Raw genomic sequence first — 22,334 nt, 5'->3', positions numbered from 1 at the left:
CGCAAATCAGCCCAGGGAGTAGGCGGGCAGCGGAGGCCGGGCGGTGAGCCTGCGGTAGAGCGTCGTCGGGCCCGGCCAGTTGTTGGTGACCCGCCCCTCGGCCGTCTTGTACCAGCTCTGGCAGCCGTTCCCCCACACCATCCGGCCCATCGCCGCCTCGAGCTGCCGCGTCCAGGCCGCCATCGCCTCCGGCCTGACCTCGATCGTCCCGTGCTTCCTGATGTACGGCAGGCACGACAGGACGTGGTTCACCTGGCACTCGATCATGAAGACGATCGAGTTGTGACCCAGATTCGTGTTGGGCCCGTACAGCAGGAACAGGTTCGGGAAGTTCGGCACCGAGATGCCCAGGTACGCCTCGGCCCCGCTGTGCCACTGCCGCGTCAGCGAAACCCCGTCACGCCCCTGGACCTCGATCGGGGACAGGAACTCGGTGCTGCGGAACCCGGTGGCGTAGATGATCGTGTCGGCCTCGCGCAGCCCCTCGGCCGTCTCGACGCCCTTGGCCGCCACGCGGACGATCCTGTCGGTGACCACGTCCACGTTCGACCTGGTCAGCGCCGGATAGAAGGAGCTGTCGATCACCACGCGCTTGCATCCGGGCGGATAGCCGGGGGTGAGCTTCTCGCGCAGCCCGGGGTCAGGGACCTGGGCCTCGAGGTGGTCCATGGCGCGCTTCTTCAGCAGGCCGGTGCTCCAGCCCTGGGCGAGCGCCGGGTACAGGGTGCCCTCGGCGTACCGGTAGATCCACTCCCGGTAGGCCCGCTGCAACCCGGGCACGTAATGGAAGGCCAGCCTGGTCAGCGGCCCGAAGGCGGCGTCGGGCTTCGGGATCACCCAGTTCGGCGTCCGCTGGAACACGTCGAGGTGCTCGACCCGCTCGGCGATGCGCGGGATGAACTGCGCTGCCGACGAACCGTTGCCGATCACCGCCACGCGGCGGCCGGTGAGGTCGTGCTCGTGGTTCCAGCGGGCCGAGTGGAAGCAGGTCCCCTCGAAGTCATCCATACCCGGGATGTCCGGCATGCGGGGGCGGTTGAGCTGGCCCACGCTGATGACCACCACGTCGAAGGTCTCCGTGCCGCCGGCCGTACGGATCTGCCAGGAGGCGTCGGCGTACGTGGCGGACAGCACCTCGGTGTTGAAGCGGATCTTCCGCCTGACGTCGTACTTGTCGGCGCACTGCTCGAGATAGCCGAGGATCTCCGGCTGCTCGGGATAGCGGCGGGTCCAGCTGGCGTACTTCTCGAAGGAGTAGGAGTACAGATGCGAGGGGATGTCGCAGCCGGCGCCGGGATAGCTGTTGTCGCGCCAGGTGCCGCCCAGGTCGCCGGCCTTCTCGAAGACCGTGTAGGAGGAGAGGCCCGCCCGTTCGAGCTGGATCGCCATGCAGAGCCCGCCGAAACCCGCACCGATGATCGCGACCCTGGGTGCCATGCCGTCCTCCGCGTGTCAGGATTCACTTACATTACGCCGAGCGCCGTTCTGGGGACAGTCCCCCGATAGTCTTCCCAGGTGGCTGCATTGACGGATGTCATCGACGCGCTGGAGACCGCGTACCCGCCGGCCCGCGCCGAATCCTGGGACGCGGTGGGCCTGGTCAGCGGCGACCCCGCCCAGCCGGTGCGCAAGGTGCTCTTCGCGGTGGACCCGGTCGTGGTCGTCGTCGAGGAGGCGCTGGAGTGGGGCGCCGACCTGATCGTCACGCATCACCCCCTCTACCTGCGCGGCACCACCACGGTGGCCGCCGGCACCCCCAAGGGCCGGGTCATCCGCGCGCTGATCAAGAACGACATCGCCCTCTACACCGCTCACACCAACGCCGACGTGGCCAACCCCGGCGTCTCCGACGCGCTGGCCCGCGCCGTCGGCCTCACCGGCGACCTCGTGCCGCTGCGGCCCTTCCCTGACGACCCGGGGCGCGGCCTGGGCCGCATCGGCGAGCTGCCCTCGCCCATGCCGCTGGGAGACTTCGCCGAGCAGGCCGCCGCCGGTCTGCCGAAGACCTCCTGGGGCATCCGCGTCGCGGGAGATCCCGGCCGGCGCGTCTCGCGCGTGGCAGTCAGCGGCGGCGCGGGCGACTCCCTGCTCGGTACGGCTGCCGCCGCGGGCGTGGACGTGTTCCTCACCGCCGATCTGCGGCACCATCCGGCCAGCGAGTTCGTCGAGGCGGGCGGCCCCGCGCTGATCGACGCCGCGCACTGGGCGACCGAGTGGCCCTGGCTCGACAGCGCCGCGTCAATGCTGGCCTCCAGTGGCGTTACCGTTGAGACGCGCGTCTCCGCCACGGTCACCGATGCTTGGACAAGAGGATATTGATCATGAAAGCAGCCCCTGAAGCACAGAAGCGACTGCTCGATCTGGCTGAGCTCGACTCCACCGCCGACCGGCTGGCCCATCGCCGGCGCACGCTGCCCGAGCTGGCAGAGATCGCCGAGCAGTCCAAGCAGTACGCCAAGCTGGCCACCGAGGCGATCGAGGCCGAGACCGAGGCGGGCGACCTGGCGCGCGAGCAGACCAAGGCGGAAGGCGACGTCGACACCGTCCGCACCCGCGCCGACCGCGACCAGAAGCGGCTCGACTCCGGCGCCGTCACCTCCCCCAAGGACCTGGCCAGCCTGCAGTCTGAGATCACCTCCCTGCACCGCCGCCAGGGCGACCTGGAGGAGATCGTGCTGGAGATCATGGAGCGCAAGGAGGCGGCCGACGCCAAGGTCACCGACCTGACCGCCAAGCGGGACGAGATCGCCGCCGTCCGCGCGGTCTCCGAGGAGCGCCGCGACGCCGCGCTCACCGAGATCGACAAGGATTCGGCCGAGGTCGTCGAGAAGCGCGTCCAGATCGCCGGCGACATCCCTGCCGACCTGCTCGCGCTCTACGACAAGCTCAGGGACCAGTACGGCGTGGGCGCCGCGATGCTGCGCGGCGGCCGCTGCCAGGGCTGCAAGGTGGCCCTGTCGATCGCGGAGATGAACTCGATCAAGGCCGCGCCGCACGACGAGGTGGTGCGCTGCGAGGAGTGCCGCCGGATCCTGGTGCGCACGGCGGAGTCCGGCCTATGACCTACGTCGTCGAGGCCGACGGCGGCTCGCGGGGCAATCCGGGCCCCGCGGGCTACGGGGCGGTCGTCAAGGACTCCGTCGACGGGCAGGTGCTGGCCGAGGCCGCTGAGGCGATCGGGATCGCCACCAACAACGTGGCCGAATACCGCGGGCTGATCGCCGGGCTGCGGGAGGTGCTGCGGCTGGGCGGCGAGGGCGCCCCGGTGGCGGTCCGGATGGACTCCAAGCTCGTCGTCGAGCAGATGGCGGGACGCTGGAAGATCAAGAACGAGGGGTTGCGCCCCCTCGCGCTGGAGGCGCGCGACCTGGCCACGCGGCTGCGCGTGACCGAGTGGACGTGGATCCCGCGCGAGCGCAACAAGCACGCCGACCGCCTGGCGAACGAGGCCATGGACGCCGCCGCCAAGGGCCTGGTCTGGAAGGCGGGCGGCTCCGCCGTACAGGAGTCAGGGCCCGCGCAGACCGACCTGTTCGAGCAGGCGCCCGCGGCCACCCGCTCGCGGCGTCCGGCCGGGGCTGACCTGTCGGCGCCGACCGCGTCCGTGGCGACGGCGCAGGAGCGCTCCAAGGGCGGCGGATGGATGCCGCCGACGCGGGTGGCGACCTCGCTGCTGCTGCTCAGGCACGGCGAGACGCCGCTGTCGGTGGAGCGCCGCTTCTCCGGCCTGGGCGACGCCGAACTGACCGCCAACGGGCTCGCGCAGGCCGCGGCCGCCGCCCGGCGCCTGTCGCGGGAGCCGTACCGGATCGATGTGATCGTCAGCTCGCCGCTCAAGCGCGCCAGGCAGACCGCGGAGGCGGTGGCGGAGCTCACCGGGCTGGCCGTCGAGGTGGACGAGGACCTCAGGGAGGCCGATTTCGGCGCCTGGGAGGGACACACGTTCACCGAGATCCAGCGGGAGTCACCCGACGAGCTCACGGCCTGGCTGGCCGACCCGAACGTGGCGCCGCCCGGCGGCGAGAGCTTCGCGCAGGCGGCCCGGCGGGTCGAGCGCGTCAGGGACCGCCTGATCGAGCGGTACGAGGGGCGCACCGTGCTGGTCGTCTCGCACGTCACGCCGATCAAGACGCTGCTGCGCCTGGCGCTGATGGCGCCGCCGGCGGCGCTCTACCGGATGCACCTGGACCTGGCGTGCCTGTCGCTGGTCGAGTACTTCGCCGACGGCCAGGCGCTGGTCAAGGCCTTCAACGACACGTCACACCTGCGCTGAAGCCGGTGCTGGGCCGTGCCGGATGCCGCCAGAACACCCGGCACGACCCGTCGCCACCGCCCCCCTCAGGCGATGACGCATCCCATTCCACCCCACCGATCTTGTCGGCCGGTTGGAGATCGCTTGATGTTTGATAATCTCTCCAGGTAGACGAGCCGGCCGGGCGGCCGCGTCGAGTCCCTTCGGGGCTCGCCGAGGAAGGTCCGGGCTCCACAGGGCAGGGTGGTCGGTAACGCCGACCCGGGGCGACCCGCGGGAAAGTGCCACAGAGAGCAGACCGCCTCCCGCTTCGGCGGGGGGTAAGGGTGAAAGGGTGGTGTAAGAGACCACCAGCGCCCACGGTGACGTGGGCGGCTCGGTAAACCCCACCCGGAGCAAGGTCAAGAAGGGACGTTCCGCAAGGAGCGTCCCGCGCGCGACGTTCGAGGACTGCCCGTCCGAGTCGCGCGGGTAGACCGCTTGAGGCCGCCGGCAACGGCGGCCCTAGATGGATGGCCGCCCCTTCGCAAGAAGGACAGAACCCGGCCTACAGGCCGGCTCGTCTCACTCCACCCCTCGACCAGATCACCGAGGCCGGTGGCCCTTCTTTTTGCGGCTGGCCGGTACGGCTCGGCGGCCGGAGGCATTCCGCGTGGGTTTTTGTGCCTGCCGTTGTGCCGGTTTCTCCGCAGGGGAGGCGGGGGTACGGCCCCGCGAGCTGTTCACTGTCCGGCCGCGGACGATACCGATGAAGTCTTCCACCAGGTCCGTGGTCGCGTCCGTGGGCCAGGTCAGCGCGACCTGAGACTGCGGCGCGTCCGGCACCGGCCGGTAGGTGAGATCTCTGCGGTGGTGGAGGCGTGCCAGCGACTGCGGAACCAGGAGAAGCCCACTGCCGGCCGCGACCATCTCGACCGCGTCCGCCGTCGTGGCCGGGCGGGTGAACGCGGGCAGCCCCGGCCGGACCGTCCACTCGATGGTGTCGTCCAGGGGATGGAACACCTCGTCGTCGGCCAGGTCGGCGATGGCCACCTCGTCGGCGGCGGCCACCGCGTGGTCCTTGGGCACCACGACCACCGTGGTCTCCACGTAGAGAGGAATCACGCTGAGCCCGTCCCGGTCGACCGGCAGCCTGACGAATCCGGCGTCGGCGCCACCGTCACGCAGGAGTCGCACCACCTCGGCGGCGGGAACCGCGAGCAGGGTAATCGGCACGCCGGGCATCCTCTCGGTCCAGACGTTGACCCATTTCGCGGGTGTCACCCCGGGCACGTACGCCAGCCGGAACACCCTGCCGGTCTCTCCATCAGTCACTTCCTCAGGGTACTGATGTCAGGAAACCCGTTCCGCCTGACTACGCTTGACGCCATGACCTCGCCTAAACCGAAGACCATCCAGACGATGAAGCCCGAGACCGCGGCCAAGAAGCTGGGTGTCCTCCTCTCGGCCACTCCCGCCGAGTTCCAGGCGGGTGTCGTCTCCAGGGACGAGCTGAACCAGTTGCAGTCGGCGCCGCCCGCCTGGCTCGCTGACCTGCGCCGCAATGGCCCACATCCCAAGCAGGTCGTCGCCGCCAAGCTTGGGGTCTCCATTTCCGGCCTGCTCAGAGGCGGGATCACCGAACCGCTCACCACCGCTGAGATCGATGCGCTGAAGGCGGAGAACCCAGCGTGGCTTGAGCGCGAGCGGTCCATCCAGGCCGAGACCCGCAAAGAAGCACTCCGCCTCAAGCAACCCTAGACAGCTGCCCACGCGCAAGCCAACGCCGATGTCGTCAGGGGTGGATGCGGAGGCCGGGGAGCTTGTTGTAGGGGATCTTGACCGTCTGCTGGCCGCAGGCCGTGGCCGTGCTGAAGTAGGGGCCGTCCACGTCGACCTCCAGGCGCGTCCTGGTGAGGGCGAACTGGAGGCCAGGACCGTTGAGGTCGGCGCGCTTGAGGCGGATGTCGGCGAAGCAGGGCTGGCCCGCGGTGAAGAGCTTGGTGAGCTTGCGCATGTTCACGTCGCCGGCGAACAGGTCCGTACCCTGCAGCGCCCGGCCCGAGCGCAGGTCGACCGTGACCGTGCGGGCGCGGGTCCAGGTGGGATGCCACAGGATCTTCGAGTGGATCGTCATGTCGTAGCGGACCGAGGCGTAGCGGGGACCGTTGAGCTTGACGGTGGTGTCCACGTAGGCGGTGGCCCGGCTGCCCTCGAGGTTGGCGGCGTACTCCTTGGCCCGGGCGTCGATCGGGGCGCGCAGGGCGGCGTCCACCCGCTTGCCGGTCCCCTTCGCGTAATCGCCCTTGACGGTCAGCTTGCCGACGGCGAAGTGGAGCGGGACCACGGAGACGGCGGGAGTGTGGACCGGCAGGGTCAGCGCGAGAGCGGCGGCGGCGAGAAGGTGCATGACACGCGATCATAGGGACGAAACCCCAAACGCACCCAGGAACCCTTGTGCGAGCCGACGTAGGAGCGGCCCTGCGGGTGACGGTAGCGTCGCAAGGGTGATCGAGGATTTGGAAGAGCTGGTGGTGTGCGAGTCGTTCTCCAGTGACCTGGAGGCCGTCGCGCGCAGCGCCAAGGTGGTCGCCGCGATGGGCGCCCGATATCTGGACGCCGAGCCCGAGTTCCTGGTGATCGACGGCGTCACGCACCTGCGCTGGACGTTCGGCACGCCGCGGGTGCTGCTGCTGGGCCACCACGACACCGTCTGGCCGATGGGCTCGCTGAAGACGCACCCGTGGTCGGTCCAGGACGGCGTCGCGCGCGGGCCGGGCGTCTTCGACATGAAGGCCGGGATCGTGCAGACGTTCCACGCGCTGGCGGGGCTCGGCTCGCTCGACGGCGTCAGCGTGCTGATCACCGGTGACGAGGAGGTGGGCTCGATCACCTCCACCGGGCTGATCGAGGACGCGGCGCGCGGGCTGGACGCCGCGTTCGTCATGGAGGCCAGTGCCGACGGCGGCGCGCTCAAGACCGCGCGCAAGGGCACGTCCATGTACGACGTCAAGGTGTACGGCAAGGCCGCCCACGCCGGGCTCGAACCCGAAAAGGGGGCCAACGCCGGGATCGAGCTGGCCCACCAGATCCTGGCGATCTCCCGGATGGGCGCGGGCGCGACCACGGTCACGCCGACCGTGCTGCGCGGCGGCAGCACGGTGAACACCGTGCCCGCCGAGGCGGAGCTGGGCGTGGACGTGCGCGTGGCCGAGGTGTCGGAGCAGGACAGGGTGGACGCGCTGATGCGGGCGCTGACCCCGGTGGTGCCGGGGACCCGGCTGGAGGTGGGCGGCGGGGCGAACCGGCCGCCGCTGGAGTCCTCGATGTCGGCCGGGCTGTACGCGCTGGCGCAGGAGCTGGCCGCCGGGCTCGGGCTGGAGCCGCTGACGTCCGCGTCGGTGGGCGGCGCCTCCGACGGCAACTTCACGGCCGGGGCCGGCTGCCCGACGCTGGACGGCCTGGGCGGCGTGGGCGGCGGCGCGCACGCCGACCACGAGCACGTGATCGTGGCGGAGATGCCCGGGCGCACTGCGCTGCTGCGGGCACTGGTGGAGGCGGTCCTGGCGGGTAGAAGCACTGGGTGACGACGTACGAGGCGGCGCTCCACGAGGCGGAGGCCGCGGCGGGCAAGACCGGGGTGACGATCAGGGAACTGCACGGCATCCCGGAGTTCGAGCAGGTGTTCCGGCTCTTCGACGAGATCTGGCATCCGGGGCCGGCCAACGTTCCCGTGCCCGTCGAGCTGATGGTGGGCTTCGCCCACTCGGGCAGCTACGTGGCGGGCGCCTTCGAGGGCGACGCGCTGGTGGGGGCGTCGGTCGGGTTCCTGGCGCCCGGCCGTACGCTGCACTCGCACGTGACGGGGGCGCTGATCGGGCGGGGCATCGGGACGGCGCTCAAGCTGCACCAGCGCGCCTGGTGCCTGCGGCGCGGGCTGGAGAAGATCACCTGGACCTTCGATCCGCTGGTGCGCAGGAACGCCCGGTTCAACCTGGCCAAGCTGGGCGCCCGGCCCGAGGACTACCTCGAGGACTTCTACGGGGTGATGGCCGACGCGATCAACGAGGGCGACTACTCCGACCGGCTGGTGGCCATGTGGCGGCTGACCGAGGAGCCTGCTCCGCTGCCGCCCGGGCCGTACGCCAGGCTGCTGGGCGCGGACGGCGACCTGCCCCGTGTGACGCCCACGGTAGGGGCCGTGCTGCTGGTGGGAACGCCGCCGGACATCGAGGAACTGCGGCGGCGCGACCCGGAGGCGGCCCGGGCCTGGCGGCTGGCGATGCGCGAGACGCTGGGCGCGCTGATGCGCGCCGGCGGGCGAGTCGTGGGTTTCTCCGAGGAGGGCGACTACGTAGTCTCGGTGGATGATTAACGGCGCACACGTGATCATCTACAGCAGGGACGCGGAGGCCGACCGCGCGTTCCTGCGCGATGTGCTCGGCTATCCGCACGTCGACGTGGGCGGCGGCTGGCTGATCTTCAAGCTGCCGCCGGCCGAGATGGCGGTCCATCCCACCGAGGCCGCGGCCGAGGCGCACGAGCTCTACCTGATGTGCGACGACCTGGACAAGACGGTCGCCGAGCTCGCGGCCAAGGGCGTCACCACCTCCCCGCCTACGCAGGCGAGATGGGGCGTGCTCACCTCGATCACGCTGCCCGGCGGCGGGACTCTGGGGCTGTACGAGCCGCGGCATCCCACGGCCATTGACCTCAACCAGGCTTGAGGTACCAGACTCGCTGCCATGAGAGTCATCGAGGCAGCGGGTTTCGGCGGTCCTGAGGTTCTGGCGGTGCGCGAGGCGCCCGATCCTGTGCCCGGGCCGGGGCAGGTCGTGGTGGACGTCTCCGTCGTGGACGTCATGTCGATCGACGCGCAGGTGCGGGCCGGGTGGGGCAGGGAGTGGTTCGGCCATGAGCCGCCGTACGTGCCGGGCACCGGCGTGGCCGGGTACGCCGGCGGGCGGCGGGTGGCGGCTCGTGTGAACGCGGGCGGTTACGCCGAGAAGGTGGTGGCGAGCGAGGTGGCCGCCGTGCCCGACGGGTTGAGCCTGCGCGCCGCGGCGGCGCTGCTGCAGGTGGGTCCGGCGGCGCTGAGCCTGCTGGACGCGGCGGAGTTGAAGCCGGGCACGCGGGTGCTGGTGACGGGGGCGGGCGGGGCGCTCGGCCTGGCGCTGGTCCAGCTGGCCGCCGCCGCGGGCGCCGAGGTCACGGGCGCCGCCCGCGGGGCGGGCAAGCGGTCGGCGGCCCTGGCGGCGGGCGCGGCACGGGTGGTGGGCTACGACGAGTTCGCCGGCGAGTTCGACGTGGTCTTCGACGGGGTCGGCGGCCAGGTGGGGGCGGACGCGTTCGAGCGGGTGGCGCCGGACGGGATGTTCTTCGCCTACGGGGTGGCCGACGGCAACCCCGCCCAGGTGGATGCCGCGGGGCGCCGGGTGGTCGGGATGGAGCAGGTGCAGTTCGCGCCCGAGGAGTTCGTCCGCCTGGCCGAGCGGGCCTTCGCCGAGGCCGTCGCGGGCCGGCTCCGGCCGCACGTGGGGCTGGCCGTGGCCTTCGACCAGGTCGCGCGGGCGCACGCCGCGCTGGACGCGCGCCAGCTGACCGGCAAGGCGCTGCTGCTGCTCACCTCCCGCGCCGCGCGCTATGCCACATACGGCGGGCCCGAGGTGCTGCACGTCGACGAGCTGCCCATCCCCCAGCCCGGCCCCGGCCAGGTACGGCTGGCCGTCCAGGCCGCCGGGATCAACGCCATCGACTGGAAGTTCCGCCAGGGCATGACGGGCCGCCCGCTGGAGGCCCCGGCGGGGACGGGCATGGAGGTGGCGGGCACGATCGACGCGCTGGGTCCCGGCGTTCGGGGCCTGCGGGTCGGGCAGGCGGTGTTCGGGCGGGTGCCGGCGGGCGCGGTGGCCGACTTCGTCCTGGCCGACCCGGCGGACCTGCTGGCGCGGCCCGACTGGCTGGCGCCCGAGCAGGCCGCCGCGCTGCCGGTGGCGGCCGAGACGGCCTACCGGGTGCTGGACCAGCTGGGGCTGCGGTCCGGGCAGACGCTGCTGATCCACGCGGTGGCGGGCGGCGTCGGGCTTGCCGCGGCGCAGCTGGCCATCGCGCGCGGGGCCCGGGTGATCGGCACGGCCAGCCAGCGGCACCACGACTTCCTGCGCGCTCTGGGCGTCGACCCGGTCGTCTACGGCGACGGCCTGGAGGAGCGGATCACCGGACCCGTCGACCTCGTGCTGGACGCCTCGGGTCGGGACGTGCTCGGGCTGTCGGTGCGGCTGACCGGCGACCCGGACAAAGTGATCACGATCGCCGACGGGCGGACGGCCGCCCAGCACGGGGTGCGTTTCTCCACGGGCACGCAGGGCGGTGCGGCGCTCGGCGAGGTGTTCGCGGAGGTGCTGCCGCTGGCCGAGCGGGGAGCTCTGCGGATCCCCGTCGCCGCCACGTTCCCGCTGGAGCGGATCGCCGACGCGCACAGGATGAGCGAGGACGGGCACTTCCTCGGCAAGATCGTGGTCATCGCGGAATGAACCTTTCCGCGATGGGCGGCAGACTGGTCGCATGCTGGAAACCTCGGCCCGCCTGCTGAAGCTGCTTTCCCTCCTCCAGGCGCACCGCGAGTGGCCCGGCCCCGAGCTGGCCACGCGGCTCGGGGTGTCGACCAGGACCGTGCGCAACGACGTCGAAAGGCTGCGCAGCCTCGGCTACCCGGTGCACGCCACGCCCGGCGTCGCCGGCGGCTACCGCCTGGGCGCCGGGGCCGCGCTGCCGCCGCTGCTCCTGGATGACGAGGAGGCCGTCGCCGTCGCGGTCGGCCTGGGCAGGGCCGCCGGGGGCGGGGTGGAGGGCATCGAGGAGTCGTCGGTACGTGCGCTGGCCAAGCTGGAGCAGGTGATGCCGTCGCGGCTGCGGCGCCGGGTCAGCACGCTCAACTCCTACACCGTGCAGATCCCCGGACGGTCGTCGCCGGTGCCGCCCGAGCTGCTGACGACGATCGCCAACGCGGCCCGTGACCACGAGCGGCTCCGCTTCGACTACACGGGCCACGACGGTACGGCCGGCGTCCGCGACGTGGAGCCGCACCGGCTGGCGCATCTGCGGGGCCGCTGGTATCTGGTGGGCTGGGACGTCGACCGGGACGACTGGCGCACCTTCCGGGTGGACCGGATGGCGACCAGGACGCCGACCGGTCCCCGCTTCACCCCGCGGCAGCTGCCCGAGGACGGCGACGTGGCGGCGTTCGTGGAGCGCGGCGTCAACAAGGCCATGTGGCGTTACCGGGCCACGGTGCTGCTGCACGCGCCGATCGAGAGGGTGCGGGACCTGCCGCTCGGGCTGGAGCCTGAGCCGGTGGACGAGCGGACGTGCCTGCTGCGGATCGGCGGCGACGACCTGGCCGGGATGGCCGCCTGGGTCGGCTTCCTGGGCCTGGACTTCGAGGTGCTGGACCCGCCCGAGCTGGCCGAGGCGGTCCTGGCCCAGGCCGAGCGCTACCGCCGCGCCGTACCGGGTGAGCCGGGGCCCGCTGAGCGCCCGGCCGCTCAGAGCCCGGCCGCTCAGCGGCGGGCGGTGACGAGGCCGGACTCGTAGGCCATGACGACGAGCTGGGCGCGGTCGCGCGCGCCGAGCTTGGTCATGGCGCGGCTGACGTGGGTCTTGGCCGTGAACGGGCTCACCACCAGGTGCGCGGCGATCTCCTCGTTGGACAGGCCGCGCCCGACCAGGGCCACGGTCTCCCGCTCCCGCTCGGTCAGCACGTCCAGGTCCCCGGTCGGCAGCGACAGCTGAGGGCGGGCCACGAACTCGCCGATGAGCCGCCGCGTGATGTCGGGCGACAGCAGCGCGTCCCCGCGCGCGACCACCCGGATGCCGTGCAGCAGGTCGTCGGGGTCGCTGTCCTTCAGCAGGAACCCGGCGGCCCCGGCCTTCAGCGCCTGGAAGACGTACTCGTCCACGCCGTAGTTGGTCAGGATCATCACGTGCACGCCGGCCAGTCGCGGGTCGGCCGCGATGCGCCTGGTGGCCTCGATACCGTCCATGACCGGCATCTGGATGTCCAGGAGCACCACGTCGGGCACGTGTTCGACGGCCAGCGCCACGGCCTGCCGCCCGTCGGCGGCCTCGCCGACCACCTCGATGGAGTCCTCCGCCTCGATGAGCGCCCGGAACCCGGCCCTGATCAGCACCTGGTCGTCTGCCAGCAGCACCCGGATCATGCCTCACCGCCCACGGGAAGGTCGGCCCGGACGGCGAACCCGCCGGACGCGCCGGGACCGGCCACGAGCCTGCCGCCGAGCGCGGTGACCCGCTCGCGCATCCCGATCAGCCCGACCCCCGGCTCGTCGTGCGTGGGTCCAGGACCCTCGTCCTCCACGCGGACCACCAGGTCGCGCGGCCCGTAGTCGACGACGACCGTGGCGGGCGCGCCGCCCGCGTGCCGGCTCACGTTCGTCAGCGCCTCCTGCACGATCCGGTAGGCGGCCTGCTCCACCTCGTCCGACAGCTTCCTCGGCTCGCCGCCGATGGTGAGCGTGGCGGGCTGACCGGCGGCGCGCGCCCGCTCGACCAGATCGGGCAGCCGCTCCAGCGAGTTGCCCGACGGCTCGCGCAGCACGTCCAGCGTGGCGCGCAGCTCGCGCATGGCCTCGCCGCCCGCCTCCCGGATGGCCAGCAGCGCGGGCGGGACCTCCTCGCCGCGCTTGCGCGCCAGGTGGATGGCCACGCCCGTCTGCACCTTGATGATCGAGATCGAGTGGGTGAGCGAGTCGTGCAGCTCCCTGGCGATGCGCAGCCGCTCCTCCCCCGCGCGACGCAGCGCCGCCTCCTCGCGGGTCCGCTCGGCCTCCAGCGCGCGCTCCTCGGTCTGCCTGAACACCACGCCCATCACGGCCGAGGCGATGTACCAGCCGCCCATCAGCGTGGCGGTCTTCACGGCGGTCACCAACGGCTGCCCGTCGAGGATGAGCGCGGCGATCATGCCGCACTCCAGCACGAACGTCACCATGAGCGCGAGCGGGTTGTGCCCGTTCTTCACCACGCTGAACATCGTGATCAGGGCCGGCAGTGAGGCGATCACCTCGGGCGACTCCACCAGCGCGTAGGCCAGGGCGCAGGCGCCCGTCAGCAGCAGGACGGTCCTGGGCGCCAGCCGGTGGGCGTACAGGACCAGCGCCGACACCGCCAGCAACGCGTAGCCCAGCGGGCCGGCTCCGGTCAGTGCCGCGTTGCCGGCCATCACGGCGGCCACCCCCGCCACCAGCGCGACGTCGGGCAGATGGAGTCTCACCATGGCCAGAACCCTATGGCGAAACCGGACAGAAGGGCATCGTCTGGAGGTGCTACTCCTCCGGGAGTAGGCAGTGCATCTGGCAGCACGACGACCCGGATCGCCCCGGGCAGCAGCATCGCTGCCATGACATATCGAGCACTCAGGGCCGCCGGGTTCCAGGGCCGCGTCCACCTGCCCGGCGAGGAACGCTACGAGCTGGAGCGCCTGCCGTGGAACCGCCGCTTCGACCCCAGGCCGGCGCTGGTCGCCGAGCCCACCGGCGCAGAGGACGTGCGGGCGGCCATGGCCGTCGCCCGCGACCACGGCCTGCAGGTGTCGGTCCAGTCCACCGGCCACGGCGCGGTCACCTCCGACGAGGGCGGGCTGCTGCTGCACACCTCGGCGATGGGCAGGGTGAGCGTGGATCCGCACGCTCGCACCGCCACCGCGGGTCCCGGCGCGCTGTGGTCCGACGTGATCGCCGCGGCCGCGCCGTACGGGCTGGCCCCGCTGTCCGGGACGCCGTGGGTCGGGGTGGCGGGCTACACGCTGGGCGGCGGGACGGGCTGGCTGTCACGCAAGTACGGCTACGCGGCCGACAGCCTGGTGCGCGCCGAGGTGATCACCGCCGACGCCCGGCTGGTCACGGTCGGCCCGGACCACCATCCCGACCTGTTCTGGGCGCTGCGCGGCGGCAGCGGCAACTTCGCGATCGTGACCGAACTGACCTTCCGCCTGTACCCGGTCGAGCGGCTCTTCGCGGGCATGACGCTGCACCCCTTCGAGCGGGCCGCGGACACGCTGGCCGCCTACCGCGACTGGGCGGCGGACGAGCCCGACGAGTCGAACACGGCCGTGATGCTCATGCGCAGGCCCGACGGCGGCCGGGTCCTGGCGGTCCGGGCGGTGTGGCTGGGGGCCGACCCCTCGCTGAAGCCGCTGCTGGAGGCCGCGGGTGAGCCGATCGGCGGGGAGATGCGCGAGATGACCTTCGAGGAGGCGGGCCTGGCGCTGGCGGGGCCGCCGCGCCCGCCGATGGCCATGACCCAGCACATCGAGCTGGCCGAGGACCTCCCCGACGACCTCATCGGCGCGCTGCTCGAGTCGGAGTCCGAGGCGGTCGAGGTGCGCCACTGGGGCGGCGCGATGGCCAGGCCGGACGCCGACGCGGGACCCATCGGGCACCGCGACGTGCCCTTCTCGATCATCTCGGCGGGCGAGCCCGCGGACGTCGGCGAGCACGCCACCGGCGGGACCTTCCTCAACTTCCTGGCCGACCCCGGCCGCACCGCCTCCGCCTTCACCCCCGAGAACCACGCCTGGCTCATCCAGGTCAAGAAGGCCTGGGACCCGGACCGCGTCATCCGCGCGGGCCACACGATCTGACCGGAGAAGACCATGACGTTCCGCCACATCACACCCATCGAGCCCAAGGCCGCCACCGGCCTGGCCGCCGACGTCTACCAGCAGCAGCACGCCGACGTGGGGCTGCGCAGGATGCCCGCGCTGATGACCCTGTCGCCGGCGCCCGACCTGCTGGCCGCCACCTGGGCGCTGCTGCGCGAGTCGCTGATGGCCGGGACGATGTCCAGGACCGCGCGGGAGGTCGTCGCGCTGGGCGTCTCACTGGCCAACCGGTGCCCGTTCTGCGTGTCGGCGCACTCGGTGTTCCTGCACGCCACCGGCGACCACCGGCTGGCCGAGACGCTGCTGTCCGGCGGGCAGCCTGACGATCCCCGCATCGCGGCGCTGTTCGCCTGGTCGGGGTCGCGGGCGGCCGCGCCGTACCGGGAGCCGGAGATCGTGGGGACGGCGCTGACCTTCCACTTCATCAACCGGATGGTGTCGGCGCTGCACTCGGAGGACATGCTGCCGGGCGGGCTGCAGCGCTCGCGGGTCGTGCGCGGAGTGGGCGGGCGGATGGTCGCGGGCAAGGTCCGCGCCAACCCCGAGCCGGGGGCGAGCCTGCCGCTGCTGGCGGGCCTGCCGTCCGGCCCGGCCCCGTCCTGGGCGGGAGACTCGCCGGTCGGTACGGCTCTCGCCACGCTGCTGGCCACCGCGGGCACGGCCGAGGTCGGAGACGACACCCGGCAGGCGGTGACCGAGGCGGCGGACCGGTGGGCGGGCAAGCATCCGCCGATGGGCGATGCGTGGCTGACCGAGGCCCTGTGGGGCGTGCTCGAGGACGAGCGGCCCCAGGCGCGCCTCGCGGTGCTGGCCGCCGTCGCCGCGTACCGCATCACCGACGCCGACGTCGCCGCCTGGCGCACCTCCGCCGGCCGGGCCGGCGCCGACCATGCCGGTCCGGGGCGCCGCTCGGACGCCGACCTGGTACGGCTGCTGGCCTTCGGCGCGGCGGCGGCCGTACGGCGGGCCGAGGCGGACTACACCGCCGGTCAGCCGCCGGTCAGCGCCTGGTCAGCGGAGGCCCCGATCGTGGTCGCATGACCATCACGCAAGTCGCGGGAAGCAGGCACGACTTCCAGCTGGTCCGCCACCTGACGGCCGGCGGTTCCCACTACGAGATCGGCATGGCGCTCGCCGAGGAGGCTCGCCGCCTCGGCTGGGCGCCGCGGCCGGTCGATCCCACGGTGAGCAGGGCCCGCCGTACCTGGTTCGAGCGCAACTGGCCGCAGCAGCACGCCCGCATGGACGGCGCCGCGGCCGTGCTCGGGCTCGACCCCGACCAGGACGAGCTGGCCCTGGACTCGCTCGGCTACATCCCCATGGCGTTCGGCTGCTCGGCGCTGTGGTGCCCGCCGTCGGCCGGCACCGACGGCCACGGCAGGATCGGGCGCAACTACGACTTCTTCACCACCACGTTCAGCGAGCTCAAGGGGCTGCCACCGCAGCAGGGCGAGCTGCCCATGACCTCGCGGCCCTATGTGATCACCACGCTGCCCGACGAGGGCCTGGCCTGCACGGTCATCACGATGAACGCCCTGGACGGCTGCATGGACGGCATCAACGAAGCAGGGCTGGCCGTCATGCTGCTCATCGCCGACATCGACAGCGCCGAGCCGCCTGAGGAGTACGCCCCGCAGGTGGGCCTCGACTCCGTGCAGCTGCCCAGGTTCGTCGTGGAGACCTGCGAGAACGTCGAGCAGGCCAAGCAGGCGCTGCTGGGTGCCAAGCAGTACGACCACGGCATGCCGCTGCACTACCTGGTGGCCGACGCCAACGGGCAGGCCTTCGTCTGGGAGCGTGGCAGGGACGGCGCCGAGCACATCGTCGAGTTCGGCGACGCGCCGCTGTGCGTCACCAACCACCTGCTGCACCGCCACCCCGACCCGATGGACCTGCCGGAGGACACCGAGGCCACCTTCGACACCTACCGGCGGCTGCGCGTGCTCTACGAGCTCAGCAAGGGCGCCACAATGTCGCGGGAGGACCTGCGCGCGGCGATGGACTCGGTCGGCGAGCGCGACGACCCGGCCAAGCCGTGGCGGACGACCTGGACCACGATCTTCGACCCCGCCGACAGGACGCTGTCCACCCGGTTCTTCCTGGGCGACAACCGCTACACCGAGGAGCTGGTGTTCTCCGCCGAGCGCCCGTGAAACACGCGCCGGTCCCAGGCCCGGACGGGTCGGGACCGGCATCTGCGGATTCAACCGCCGGCTCTGAGCGCCAGCGCCTCCCTATATGACCCATATGTCCGGATTGGGATTGATGAAACTACGTGCGCAGGCGCCGGGTGGCCAGGCCGGCCACCCTGACCGCACCGGCGGGCGAGAGCCTGGCTCCGCGCCAGGCCACGCGGCCCGAGGCGGGGGCCACGATCATGGCCTGGTTGCGGGCCACGCCGCGCAGGATGTCGGCGGCCAGCCGGTCGACCGAGTACAGCCGGCCGGTGCTCTTGATCGCGGACTCGCGGGCGTGCGCGGCCAGCTCGGTCGGCGGCAGGCCGGGGTTGGCGTGGTCGAGCAGCGGCGTGTCGGTGAAGCCCGGGCAGACCACGCTCACCCGGACGCCGCGGCCCGCGGCCTCGGCCCGCAGCGCCAGCGACAGGCCGACCACGGCGTGCTTGGTCGTGGTGTAGGGCAGCATGAGCGGCGCGGGGACCAGCCCGGCCAGCGAGGCGGTGTTGACGATGTGGCCGGAGCCTTGCTCCAGCATGATCGGGTAGGCCGCGTGGACGCCGTGCACGACGCCGCGCAGGTTCACGTCGATCGCGCGGTTCCAGTGGTCGAGCGTGAGCTCGTCGGTGAAGCCGCCGACCGCGATGCCCGCGTTGTTGAACACGAAGTCCAGGCGGCCGTGCGCGTCGCGGACGCTCCCGAGCACGGCCGCCACCGCGGCCGCGTCGGTGACGTCCAGCGGCGCGAACTCCAGCCCGAACTCCTTGGCCGTGCGGTCCCCCGCCGCCTCGTCGAGGTCGGCGATCGTCACCGCCACGCCCTTGGCCGCCAGCTCCCTGGCGACGGCCCGCCCGATCCCGGACGCGCCTCCGGTCACCACCGCGGTTTTCAAATCCCCATCGCCTTCCAGATGCGGCGGGTCAGCGGGTTCATCAGGCCGACCTGCTCGCACAGCTCACGGGTCTTGCCCACCGAGTCGCGGATCTCCTGCTTGGCCGCCGCGTTGTGCAGGTACACCTCCGCCACCACGTTGCGCGGAATCTTGAAGCGGCTGATCATCGGCCCCGGCGGGGCCAGCATGATCCTGGCCATGATCCCCAGGATGATCGGCGAGATGATCCCCAGCATCAGCCGGCGGTAGCGGGGCATCCGCGGCACCCGGTTGCGCAGGTAGTGCCGGGCGAAGGAGATGTGCCTGGCCTCCTCCGCGATGTGGATGCGCATGATCGTCTCTTCCAGCGGATGGTGGACCTGGCCGTCCTTGAGCACCTTGCGCTGGACGTGGTCGATCGGGTCCTCGCCGCCGAGCACGAACACGAAGAACAGCTCGGTGGAGATGAGCGGGATCCAGGGCGCCACCTGCGCGATGACCGACAGCGGTCCCGGCATGCCGCGCACGGGCATCTTCGTGCGGTTGACGAACTCCTGGAACATCATCCCGTGATGTCCCTCTTCGATGGTCTCGTGGTAGACGTAGCGGAACTCGGGCGAGCCGTTGGGCAGCCGGTAGGCGTAGTTGAGCAGACCGCGCTTGAGCAGGTTCTCGAACTGCAGCCCGATCTTCATGGCGGTCGCCACGCGGAACAGCCCGATCCTGGCCCGCGTCTCCGGGGAGCGGCTGCGGTACCACGGATGGCCGCCCAGCCTGTCGACCTCCGGCAGCTCCCAGCGCGAGTCCGCCGGGTCGACCAGGAACTCCGGGTCGTCCCACGGGATGTCCTTGTAGGGCTCCCAGTGCTTGTCGACCGAGGCCTTGGACAGGCGGTGGATGACGGCCTCGTAGGCGCTCCGGTCGGCGACCGTCTCGTCGCGCTCCCTGGCGGCTGTAGAGCTCGGTGCGGATGCCATCGCATGCACTCCTCTCCTCGCCAGGTAATTGTACGGAGCATCCAATAGCTGTGGAAGAGTGACCGCGCTCACAGCTGTTCCACCGTCAGGCCCAGCTCCGCCGCGGCAGCCGTACGGACCAGTTCGGTGACTCGGCGGCGGGTGAGGACCCTGGCGTGCACGTTGACCTGGATGGCCAGCCCGTCGCAGAGCGCGAACAGCCGCCAGGTGGCGGCGTCGGGATCCGGGCAGGCGAAGACGCCGGAGGCCACGCCGTCCTCGATGATGCCGCGCAGCACCGAGCGGCCCTGCAGGTCCAGCCGGCGCGAGGTCTCCTCCAGATCGGGAGTGCGCATGGACTCGGCCCACGCGTCGATCCACAGCCGCCAGCCGTCCGGGCCGGCGCTGGGCGAGCAACGCTTGAGGAAGGTGCGCAGCCGGTCCAGCGGCGGCCTGGTCGAGCGCTCGATCTCGGCGAGCACGTCGAGGTGCTGCCTGGCCGCGTAGGCGAAGGCCTGGGCGAACAGCCGCTCCTTGGTGTCGAAGTGATAGAACAGCAGCGCCTGACTGACTCCCGCGGCCTTGGCGATGTCCTGCGCCCTGGTACGCCCGAATCCCAGCTCCGCGATCACCTCGCAGGCCGCCTTCAACAAGTCCTCACGCCTTAATCGGCCGAATCCCCGCGTCACAGCGGGCCACTCTAACTTCCGCTGATCGGTAGATGAAGGACGAAACGGGCGCCGACCTCGGAATCTTCGATCGTGAGCGTCCCGCCGTGCGCCCTGGCCACCTCGCGGGCGATGGGCAGGCCCAGCCCGGTGCCGCCGGCGTCCCTGCTGCGCGAGGCGTCCAGCCTGGTGAAGCGCCTGAAGACCAGCTCGCGCAGGTCGGGCGAGATGCCCGCGCCGTCGTCCTGGACCTCCAGTACGGCCAGCCCGTCCCCCCGGGCGACGGTCACGGTGATCGTCTCCTCGGCATGGCGCTCGGCGTTGTCGAGCAGGTTCGTCAGCAGCCGGGCCAGCCGCAGCCGGTCGCCCCTGACCGTCACCCCCGGCGCCAGGCTCAGGTTGACCTGCTTGCCGCGCGGCCGTCTGGCCAGTTCCTCCTCCACCAGGACCGCGAGGTCGAGCGGCTCGTTCCTGCCCGGCGAGCCCGCGTCGAGGCGGGCCAGGGTCAGCAGGTCGGTGACGATGGCCTGCAGCCGGTCCAGGCTCGTCAGCAGCGCCTGGCCGGTGCCCTGCCAGTCGGCGTCCTCCGGGTGCATCAGCGCGTCCTCGACCTGGGCGCGCATGGCGGTGATCGGGCTGCGCAGGTCGTGCGAGGCGTCGGAGGCGAAGCGCCGCTGCTGCTCGACCGCGCCCTCGAGGCGGTCGAGCGTCTCGTTGATGGTACTGGCCAGGTCGTCCAGCTCGTCCTGGTGCGCCGTGGGCGGGACCCGGCGGCCCAGGTCGGTCTCGGTGATCTCGGCCAGCTCGTCCTTTATCGTCTTGACGGGTTCGAGCGCCTTGCGGACCACCATCCAGCACACGGCGGCGACGAGCGCGGACATGAGGACGCTGCCGGCCAGGACGCCCACGACGTAGCGGATGCTGATGTACCACGGGATCTCGGGCACGTAGGTGTAGACCATCCAGAAGCCGGACCCCACGGCCACCCGGTATCCGACGACGATCAGGCAATCGCCGCCGATGCACACCCGGCCGTCGATCCGGCCGTCGGTGCCCTGGGGCTGGATGCTGGTCAGCGGCGGCTTCCCGAGCATGCGCGCGCTGGCCTGCCGTACCACTCCCTTGTCGTCGACCACCTGGACGCGGTCGACCTCCTCGGTCGCGACGACCGGCTTGAGGTTGTCGGGGGCGTACCGCTCGACGCCGTAGGCGACGCGCCGGCCGGCCGTGGCGGCCTGGTCGGTCACGTAGGAGGTGGCCAGCGCGTGCACCAGCGGCGTCACCACCAGCGCGATGAGCAGGAACCCGGCCAGCGTGGTGAGCAGCGTGACCACCGTGAGTCTGCGCCTGACCGACCACCGGGTGAACACCGCTCATCCCGCCCTCATCGGCAGCCGCAGGACGAAGCGGGCGCCTGTGTCGGAGTCCTCGATGGCCAGGCTGCCGCCGTGCGCGTTGGCCACCTCGCGGGCGATGGGCAGGCCCAGCCCGGTGCCACCGGCGTCGCGGTTGCGCGAGGCGTCCAGGCGGGCGAAGCGCTGGAAGACGACCTCGCGGTGCTCGGGCGCGATGCCCGCGCCGTCGTCGTTGACCTCCACCACGGCATGGCCGTCCCGCTTGGCGACCGAGACGGTGATGGTGTCCTCGGCGTGGCGTTCGGCGTTGTCGAGCAGGTTCGTCAGCAGGCGGGCCAGGCGCAGCCGGTCGCCCTCCACGACCACGTCGTGCTGGAGCCGGGCGACCACCCTCTTCGAGCGCTGCCGGTCCGTCTCGGCGCTGACCAGCTCGCCCAGATCGACGGGCTCGCGCCGGCCGGGGGCACCGGCGTCCAGGCGGGCCAGCGTCAGCAGGTCGGTGACGATGGCCTGCAGCCGGTCCAGGCTGTCCAGCAGGGCGTGTCCCGTCACCTGCCAGTCGGCATCCTGCGGGTGCAGCATCACGCCCTCGACCTGGGCGCGCATGGCGGTGATCGGACTGCGCAGGTCGTGCGAGGCGTCGGAGGCGAAGCGCCGCTGCTGCTCGACCGCGCTCTCCAGCCGGTCCAGCGTCTGGTTGGCGGTCAGCGCGAGCGCGCGCAGCTCGTCGGCGTTGTCCGGCACCGGGACCCGCTGACCCAGGTCCGTGGCGGTGATGTCGTCCAGCTTGGCCCTGATCGCGGCCACCGGGGCGAGCGTCCTGGCCACGACGCGAGAGGTGACGAACCCGGTCAGGATCACCGCCGCCAGCGACACCCCGACCAGGAAGGCGACCACCCGGGGGCCGACGTACCACGGCGGCATCGGCCCGGCGGCGTAGACGAGCCAGTCGCCGTCCGTCTCGTAGATGCGGAAGATCACCATGATCACGCACTGCTCGGGGAAGGCCGGCAGGTCGCACATCACCTGGGTGCGGTTGGCGTTGTCGGCGTCGGGGACGACGGTGGTGATGGGCGGGTTGCCCTTCAGCTCGGGTGAGGAGGCCACCACCCTGCGGCCGGCGTTCAGCACCTGGATGCCTTCCAGGGTGGTCGGGATGACCGTCGGCAGGGCTCCCCGCTTGACCTGGTGGACCACCTTGAGCGCCGCGGTCAGCACCTCGTTGGTGCGGATGTCCACGGCCGTGTTGTGCAGGCCGTACAGCACGAGACAGCTTCCGGCCACGCACAGCAACGCCATGGCTACGCCGGCGAACGCCGTCAGCCGTGCGCGTACCGATCCCCCGAACCCTGCGATCACGCCTCCCCCCGGTGATCAGGTGATCACATTAGGTCCCCCTAG

The 22,334-nt window shown here is 71.9% G+C and carries 22 protein-coding genes, 1 other RNA gene and 1 pseudogene; 14 read left to right on the top strand and 10 right to left on the bottom strand.

Annotated features, from left to right (window positions below; genetic code table 11):
- Positions 1-6: 6 nt before the first annotated feature.
- Positions 7-1,437 (bottom strand): flavin-containing monooxygenase, encoded by a 1,431-nt coding sequence (locus ACIBHX_RS03000; RefSeq protein WP_397063646.1) that lies wholly within the window; start codon positions 1,435-1,437, stop codon positions 7-9.
- Between the two features lie 78 nt (positions 1,438-1,515).
- Here ACIBHX_RS03000 and ACIBHX_RS02995 point away from each other — a divergent pair, with 78 nt between their 5' ends.
- From ACIBHX_RS02995 to rnpB, 4 genes are all read left to right on the top strand, one after another.
- The gene (locus ACIBHX_RS02995; RefSeq protein WP_397063644.1) at positions 1,516-2,319 is read left to right on the top strand and encodes a Nif3-like dinuclear metal center hexameric protein; all 804 of its coding nucleotides are present in this window, start codon (positions 1,516-1,518) and stop codon (positions 2,317-2,319) included.
- A gap of 2 nt (positions 2,320-2,321) precedes the next feature.
- Positions 2,322-3,062: a zinc ribbon domain-containing protein gene (locus ACIBHX_RS02990; protein WP_397063643.1), complete on the top strand. Its 741-nt coding sequence runs from the start codon at positions 2,322-2,324 to the stop codon at positions 3,060-3,062.
- Positions 3,059-4,273, top strand: coding sequence for a bifunctional RNase H/acid phosphatase (locus ACIBHX_RS02985; RefSeq protein ID WP_397063642.1), 1,215 nt, complete (start codon positions 3,059-3,061; stop codon positions 4,271-4,273). Before ACIBHX_RS02990 ends, ACIBHX_RS02985 begins: the two co-directional genes overlap by 4 nt.
- Before the next feature lie 151 nt (positions 4,274-4,424).
- An RNA gene (gene rnpB / locus ACIBHX_RS02980) (RNase P RNA component class A) lies at positions 4,425-4,818 on the top strand.
- 19 nt (positions 4,819-4,837) lie between these two features.
- On the opposite strand, the gene ACIBHX_RS02975 is transcribed toward rnpB, so the two are convergent.
- Positions 4,838-5,566, bottom strand: coding sequence for a LysR family substrate-binding domain-containing protein (locus tag ACIBHX_RS02975; protein WP_397063640.1), 729 nt, complete (start codon positions 5,564-5,566; stop codon positions 4,838-4,840).
- 87 nt (positions 5,567-5,653) lie between these two features.
- Here ACIBHX_RS02975 and ACIBHX_RS02970 point away from each other — a divergent pair, with 87 nt between their 5' ends.
- Entirely contained in the window at positions 5,654-5,992 is a 339-nt protein-coding gene (locus ACIBHX_RS02970) for a DUF5997 family protein (RefSeq protein ID WP_397063638.1), read from the top strand.
- 34 nt (positions 5,993-6,026) lie between these two features.
- Here the strand turns inward: ACIBHX_RS02970 and ACIBHX_RS02965 are convergent, their stop codons facing one another.
- Entirely contained in the window at positions 6,027-6,641 is a 615-nt protein-coding gene (locus ACIBHX_RS02965; RefSeq protein WP_397063636.1) for a hypothetical protein, read from the bottom strand.
- Positions 6,642-6,738: 97 nt separating this feature from the next.
- On the opposite strand from ACIBHX_RS02965, the gene ACIBHX_RS02960 reads away from it, so the two are divergent.
- From ACIBHX_RS02960 to ACIBHX_RS02935, 6 genes and pseudogenes are all read left to right on the top strand, one after another.
- A complete protein-coding gene (locus ACIBHX_RS02960) occupies positions 6,739-7,818 on the top strand; it encodes a M20/M25/M40 family metallo-hydrolase (RefSeq protein ID WP_397063635.1) in 1,080 nt (359 codons plus the stop codon).
- The gene (locus ACIBHX_RS02955) at positions 7,815-8,606 is read left to right on the top strand and encodes a GNAT family N-acetyltransferase (RefSeq protein WP_397063633.1); all 792 of its coding nucleotides are present in this window, start codon (positions 7,815-7,817) and stop codon (positions 8,604-8,606) included. Before ACIBHX_RS02960 ends, ACIBHX_RS02955 begins: the two co-directional genes overlap by 4 nt.
- The gene (locus ACIBHX_RS02950; RefSeq protein ID WP_397063632.1) at positions 8,599-8,958 is read left to right on the top strand and encodes a VOC family protein; all 360 of its coding nucleotides are present in this window, start codon (positions 8,599-8,601) and stop codon (positions 8,956-8,958) included. Before ACIBHX_RS02955 ends, ACIBHX_RS02950 begins: the two co-directional genes overlap by 8 nt.
- 18 nt (positions 8,959-8,976) lie before the next feature.
- Positions 8,977-9,834 (top strand): annotated as a pseudogene (locus ACIBHX_RS02945) (zinc-binding dehydrogenase); the annotation flags it as partial.
- A 15-nt stretch (positions 9,835-9,849) separates the two neighbouring features.
- A complete protein-coding gene (locus ACIBHX_RS02940) occupies positions 9,850-10,764 on the top strand; it encodes an NADP-dependent oxidoreductase (protein ID WP_397065004.1) in 915 nt (304 codons plus the stop codon).
- Positions 10,765-10,795: 31 nt separating this feature from the next.
- A complete protein-coding gene (locus ACIBHX_RS02935) occupies positions 10,796-11,824 on the top strand; it encodes a helix-turn-helix transcriptional regulator (protein ID WP_397063630.1) in 1,029 nt (342 codons plus the stop codon).
- Here ACIBHX_RS02935 and ACIBHX_RS02930 read toward each other — a convergent pair.
- Both ACIBHX_RS02930 and ACIBHX_RS02925 read right to left on the bottom strand, forming a co-directional pair.
- Positions 11,791-12,450: a response regulator gene (locus tag ACIBHX_RS02930; protein ID WP_397063629.1), complete on the bottom strand. Its 660-nt coding sequence runs from the start codon at positions 12,448-12,450 to the stop codon at positions 11,791-11,793. The two genes, ACIBHX_RS02935 and ACIBHX_RS02930, sit on opposite strands and share 34 nt — an antisense overlap.
- Complete coding sequence (locus tag ACIBHX_RS02925) at positions 12,447-13,523, bottom strand: sensor histidine kinase (protein ID WP_397063627.1); 1,077 nt, start codon at positions 13,521-13,523, stop codon at positions 12,447-12,449. Before ACIBHX_RS02925 ends, ACIBHX_RS02930 begins: the two co-directional genes overlap by 4 nt.
- Positions 13,524-13,646: 123 nt before the next feature.
- Between ACIBHX_RS02925 and ACIBHX_RS02920 the strand changes: the two genes are divergently transcribed.
- Genes ACIBHX_RS02920 through ACIBHX_RS02910 form a run of 3 tightly spaced genes read left to right on the top strand, consistent with a single transcriptional unit; the run spans position 13,647 to position 17,062 of the window.
- Positions 13,647-14,888: an FAD-binding oxidoreductase gene (locus ACIBHX_RS02920; protein WP_397063625.1), complete on the top strand. Its 1,242-nt coding sequence runs from the start codon at positions 13,647-13,649 to the stop codon at positions 14,886-14,888.
- 12 nt (positions 14,889-14,900) lie between these two features.
- The gene (locus ACIBHX_RS02915; protein WP_397063623.1) at positions 14,901-15,950 is read left to right on the top strand and encodes a carboxymuconolactone decarboxylase family protein; all 1,050 of its coding nucleotides are present in this window, start codon (positions 14,901-14,903) and stop codon (positions 15,948-15,950) included.
- Positions 15,947-17,062 carry a C45 family autoproteolytic acyltransferase/hydolase gene (locus ACIBHX_RS02910; RefSeq protein WP_397063621.1) on the top strand — a complete coding sequence of 372 codons (1,116 nt, stop codon included), beginning with the start codon at positions 15,947-15,949 and terminating at the stop codon, positions 17,060-17,062. The genes ACIBHX_RS02915 and ACIBHX_RS02910 overlap by 4 nt, the downstream gene beginning before the upstream one ends.
- A gap of 118 nt (positions 17,063-17,180) precedes the next feature.
- Here the strand turns inward: ACIBHX_RS02910 and ACIBHX_RS02905 are convergent, their stop codons facing one another.
- From ACIBHX_RS02905 to ACIBHX_RS02885, 5 genes are all read right to left on the bottom strand, one after another.
- On the bottom strand, positions 17,181-17,975 hold the full coding sequence (locus ACIBHX_RS02905; protein ID WP_397063620.1) for an SDR family NAD(P)-dependent oxidoreductase: 795 nt from the start codon (positions 17,973-17,975) through the stop codon (positions 17,181-17,183).
- On the bottom strand, positions 17,972-18,931 hold the full coding sequence (locus ACIBHX_RS02900; RefSeq protein WP_397063619.1) for a diiron oxygenase: 960 nt from the start codon (positions 18,929-18,931) through the stop codon (positions 17,972-17,974). Before ACIBHX_RS02900 ends, ACIBHX_RS02905 begins: the two co-directional genes overlap by 4 nt.
- A gap of 68 nt (positions 18,932-18,999) precedes the next feature.
- Positions 19,000-19,563, bottom strand: a complete 564-nt coding sequence (locus ACIBHX_RS02895; RefSeq protein WP_397063617.1) for a TetR/AcrR family transcriptional regulator — start codon at positions 19,561-19,563, stop codon at positions 19,000-19,002.
- Positions 19,564-19,610: 47 nt separating this feature from the next.
- Entirely contained in the window at positions 19,611-20,948 is a 1,338-nt protein-coding gene (locus ACIBHX_RS02890) for a sensor histidine kinase (protein WP_397063616.1), read from the bottom strand.
- Positions 20,949-20,951: 3 nt separating this feature from the next.
- Positions 20,952-22,292: a sensor histidine kinase gene (locus ACIBHX_RS02885; protein ID WP_397063614.1), complete on the bottom strand. Its 1,341-nt coding sequence runs from the start codon at positions 22,290-22,292 to the stop codon at positions 20,952-20,954.
- Between the last annotated feature and the right edge of the window lie 42 nt (positions 22,293-22,334).

This window comes from Nonomuraea sp. NPDC050536, from assembly GCF_044457685.1.
Classification (GTDB): Bacteria; Actinomycetota; Actinomycetes; order Streptosporangiales; family Streptosporangiaceae; genus Nonomuraea.
This window is presented reverse-complemented; position numbering and strand designations above follow the sequence as displayed.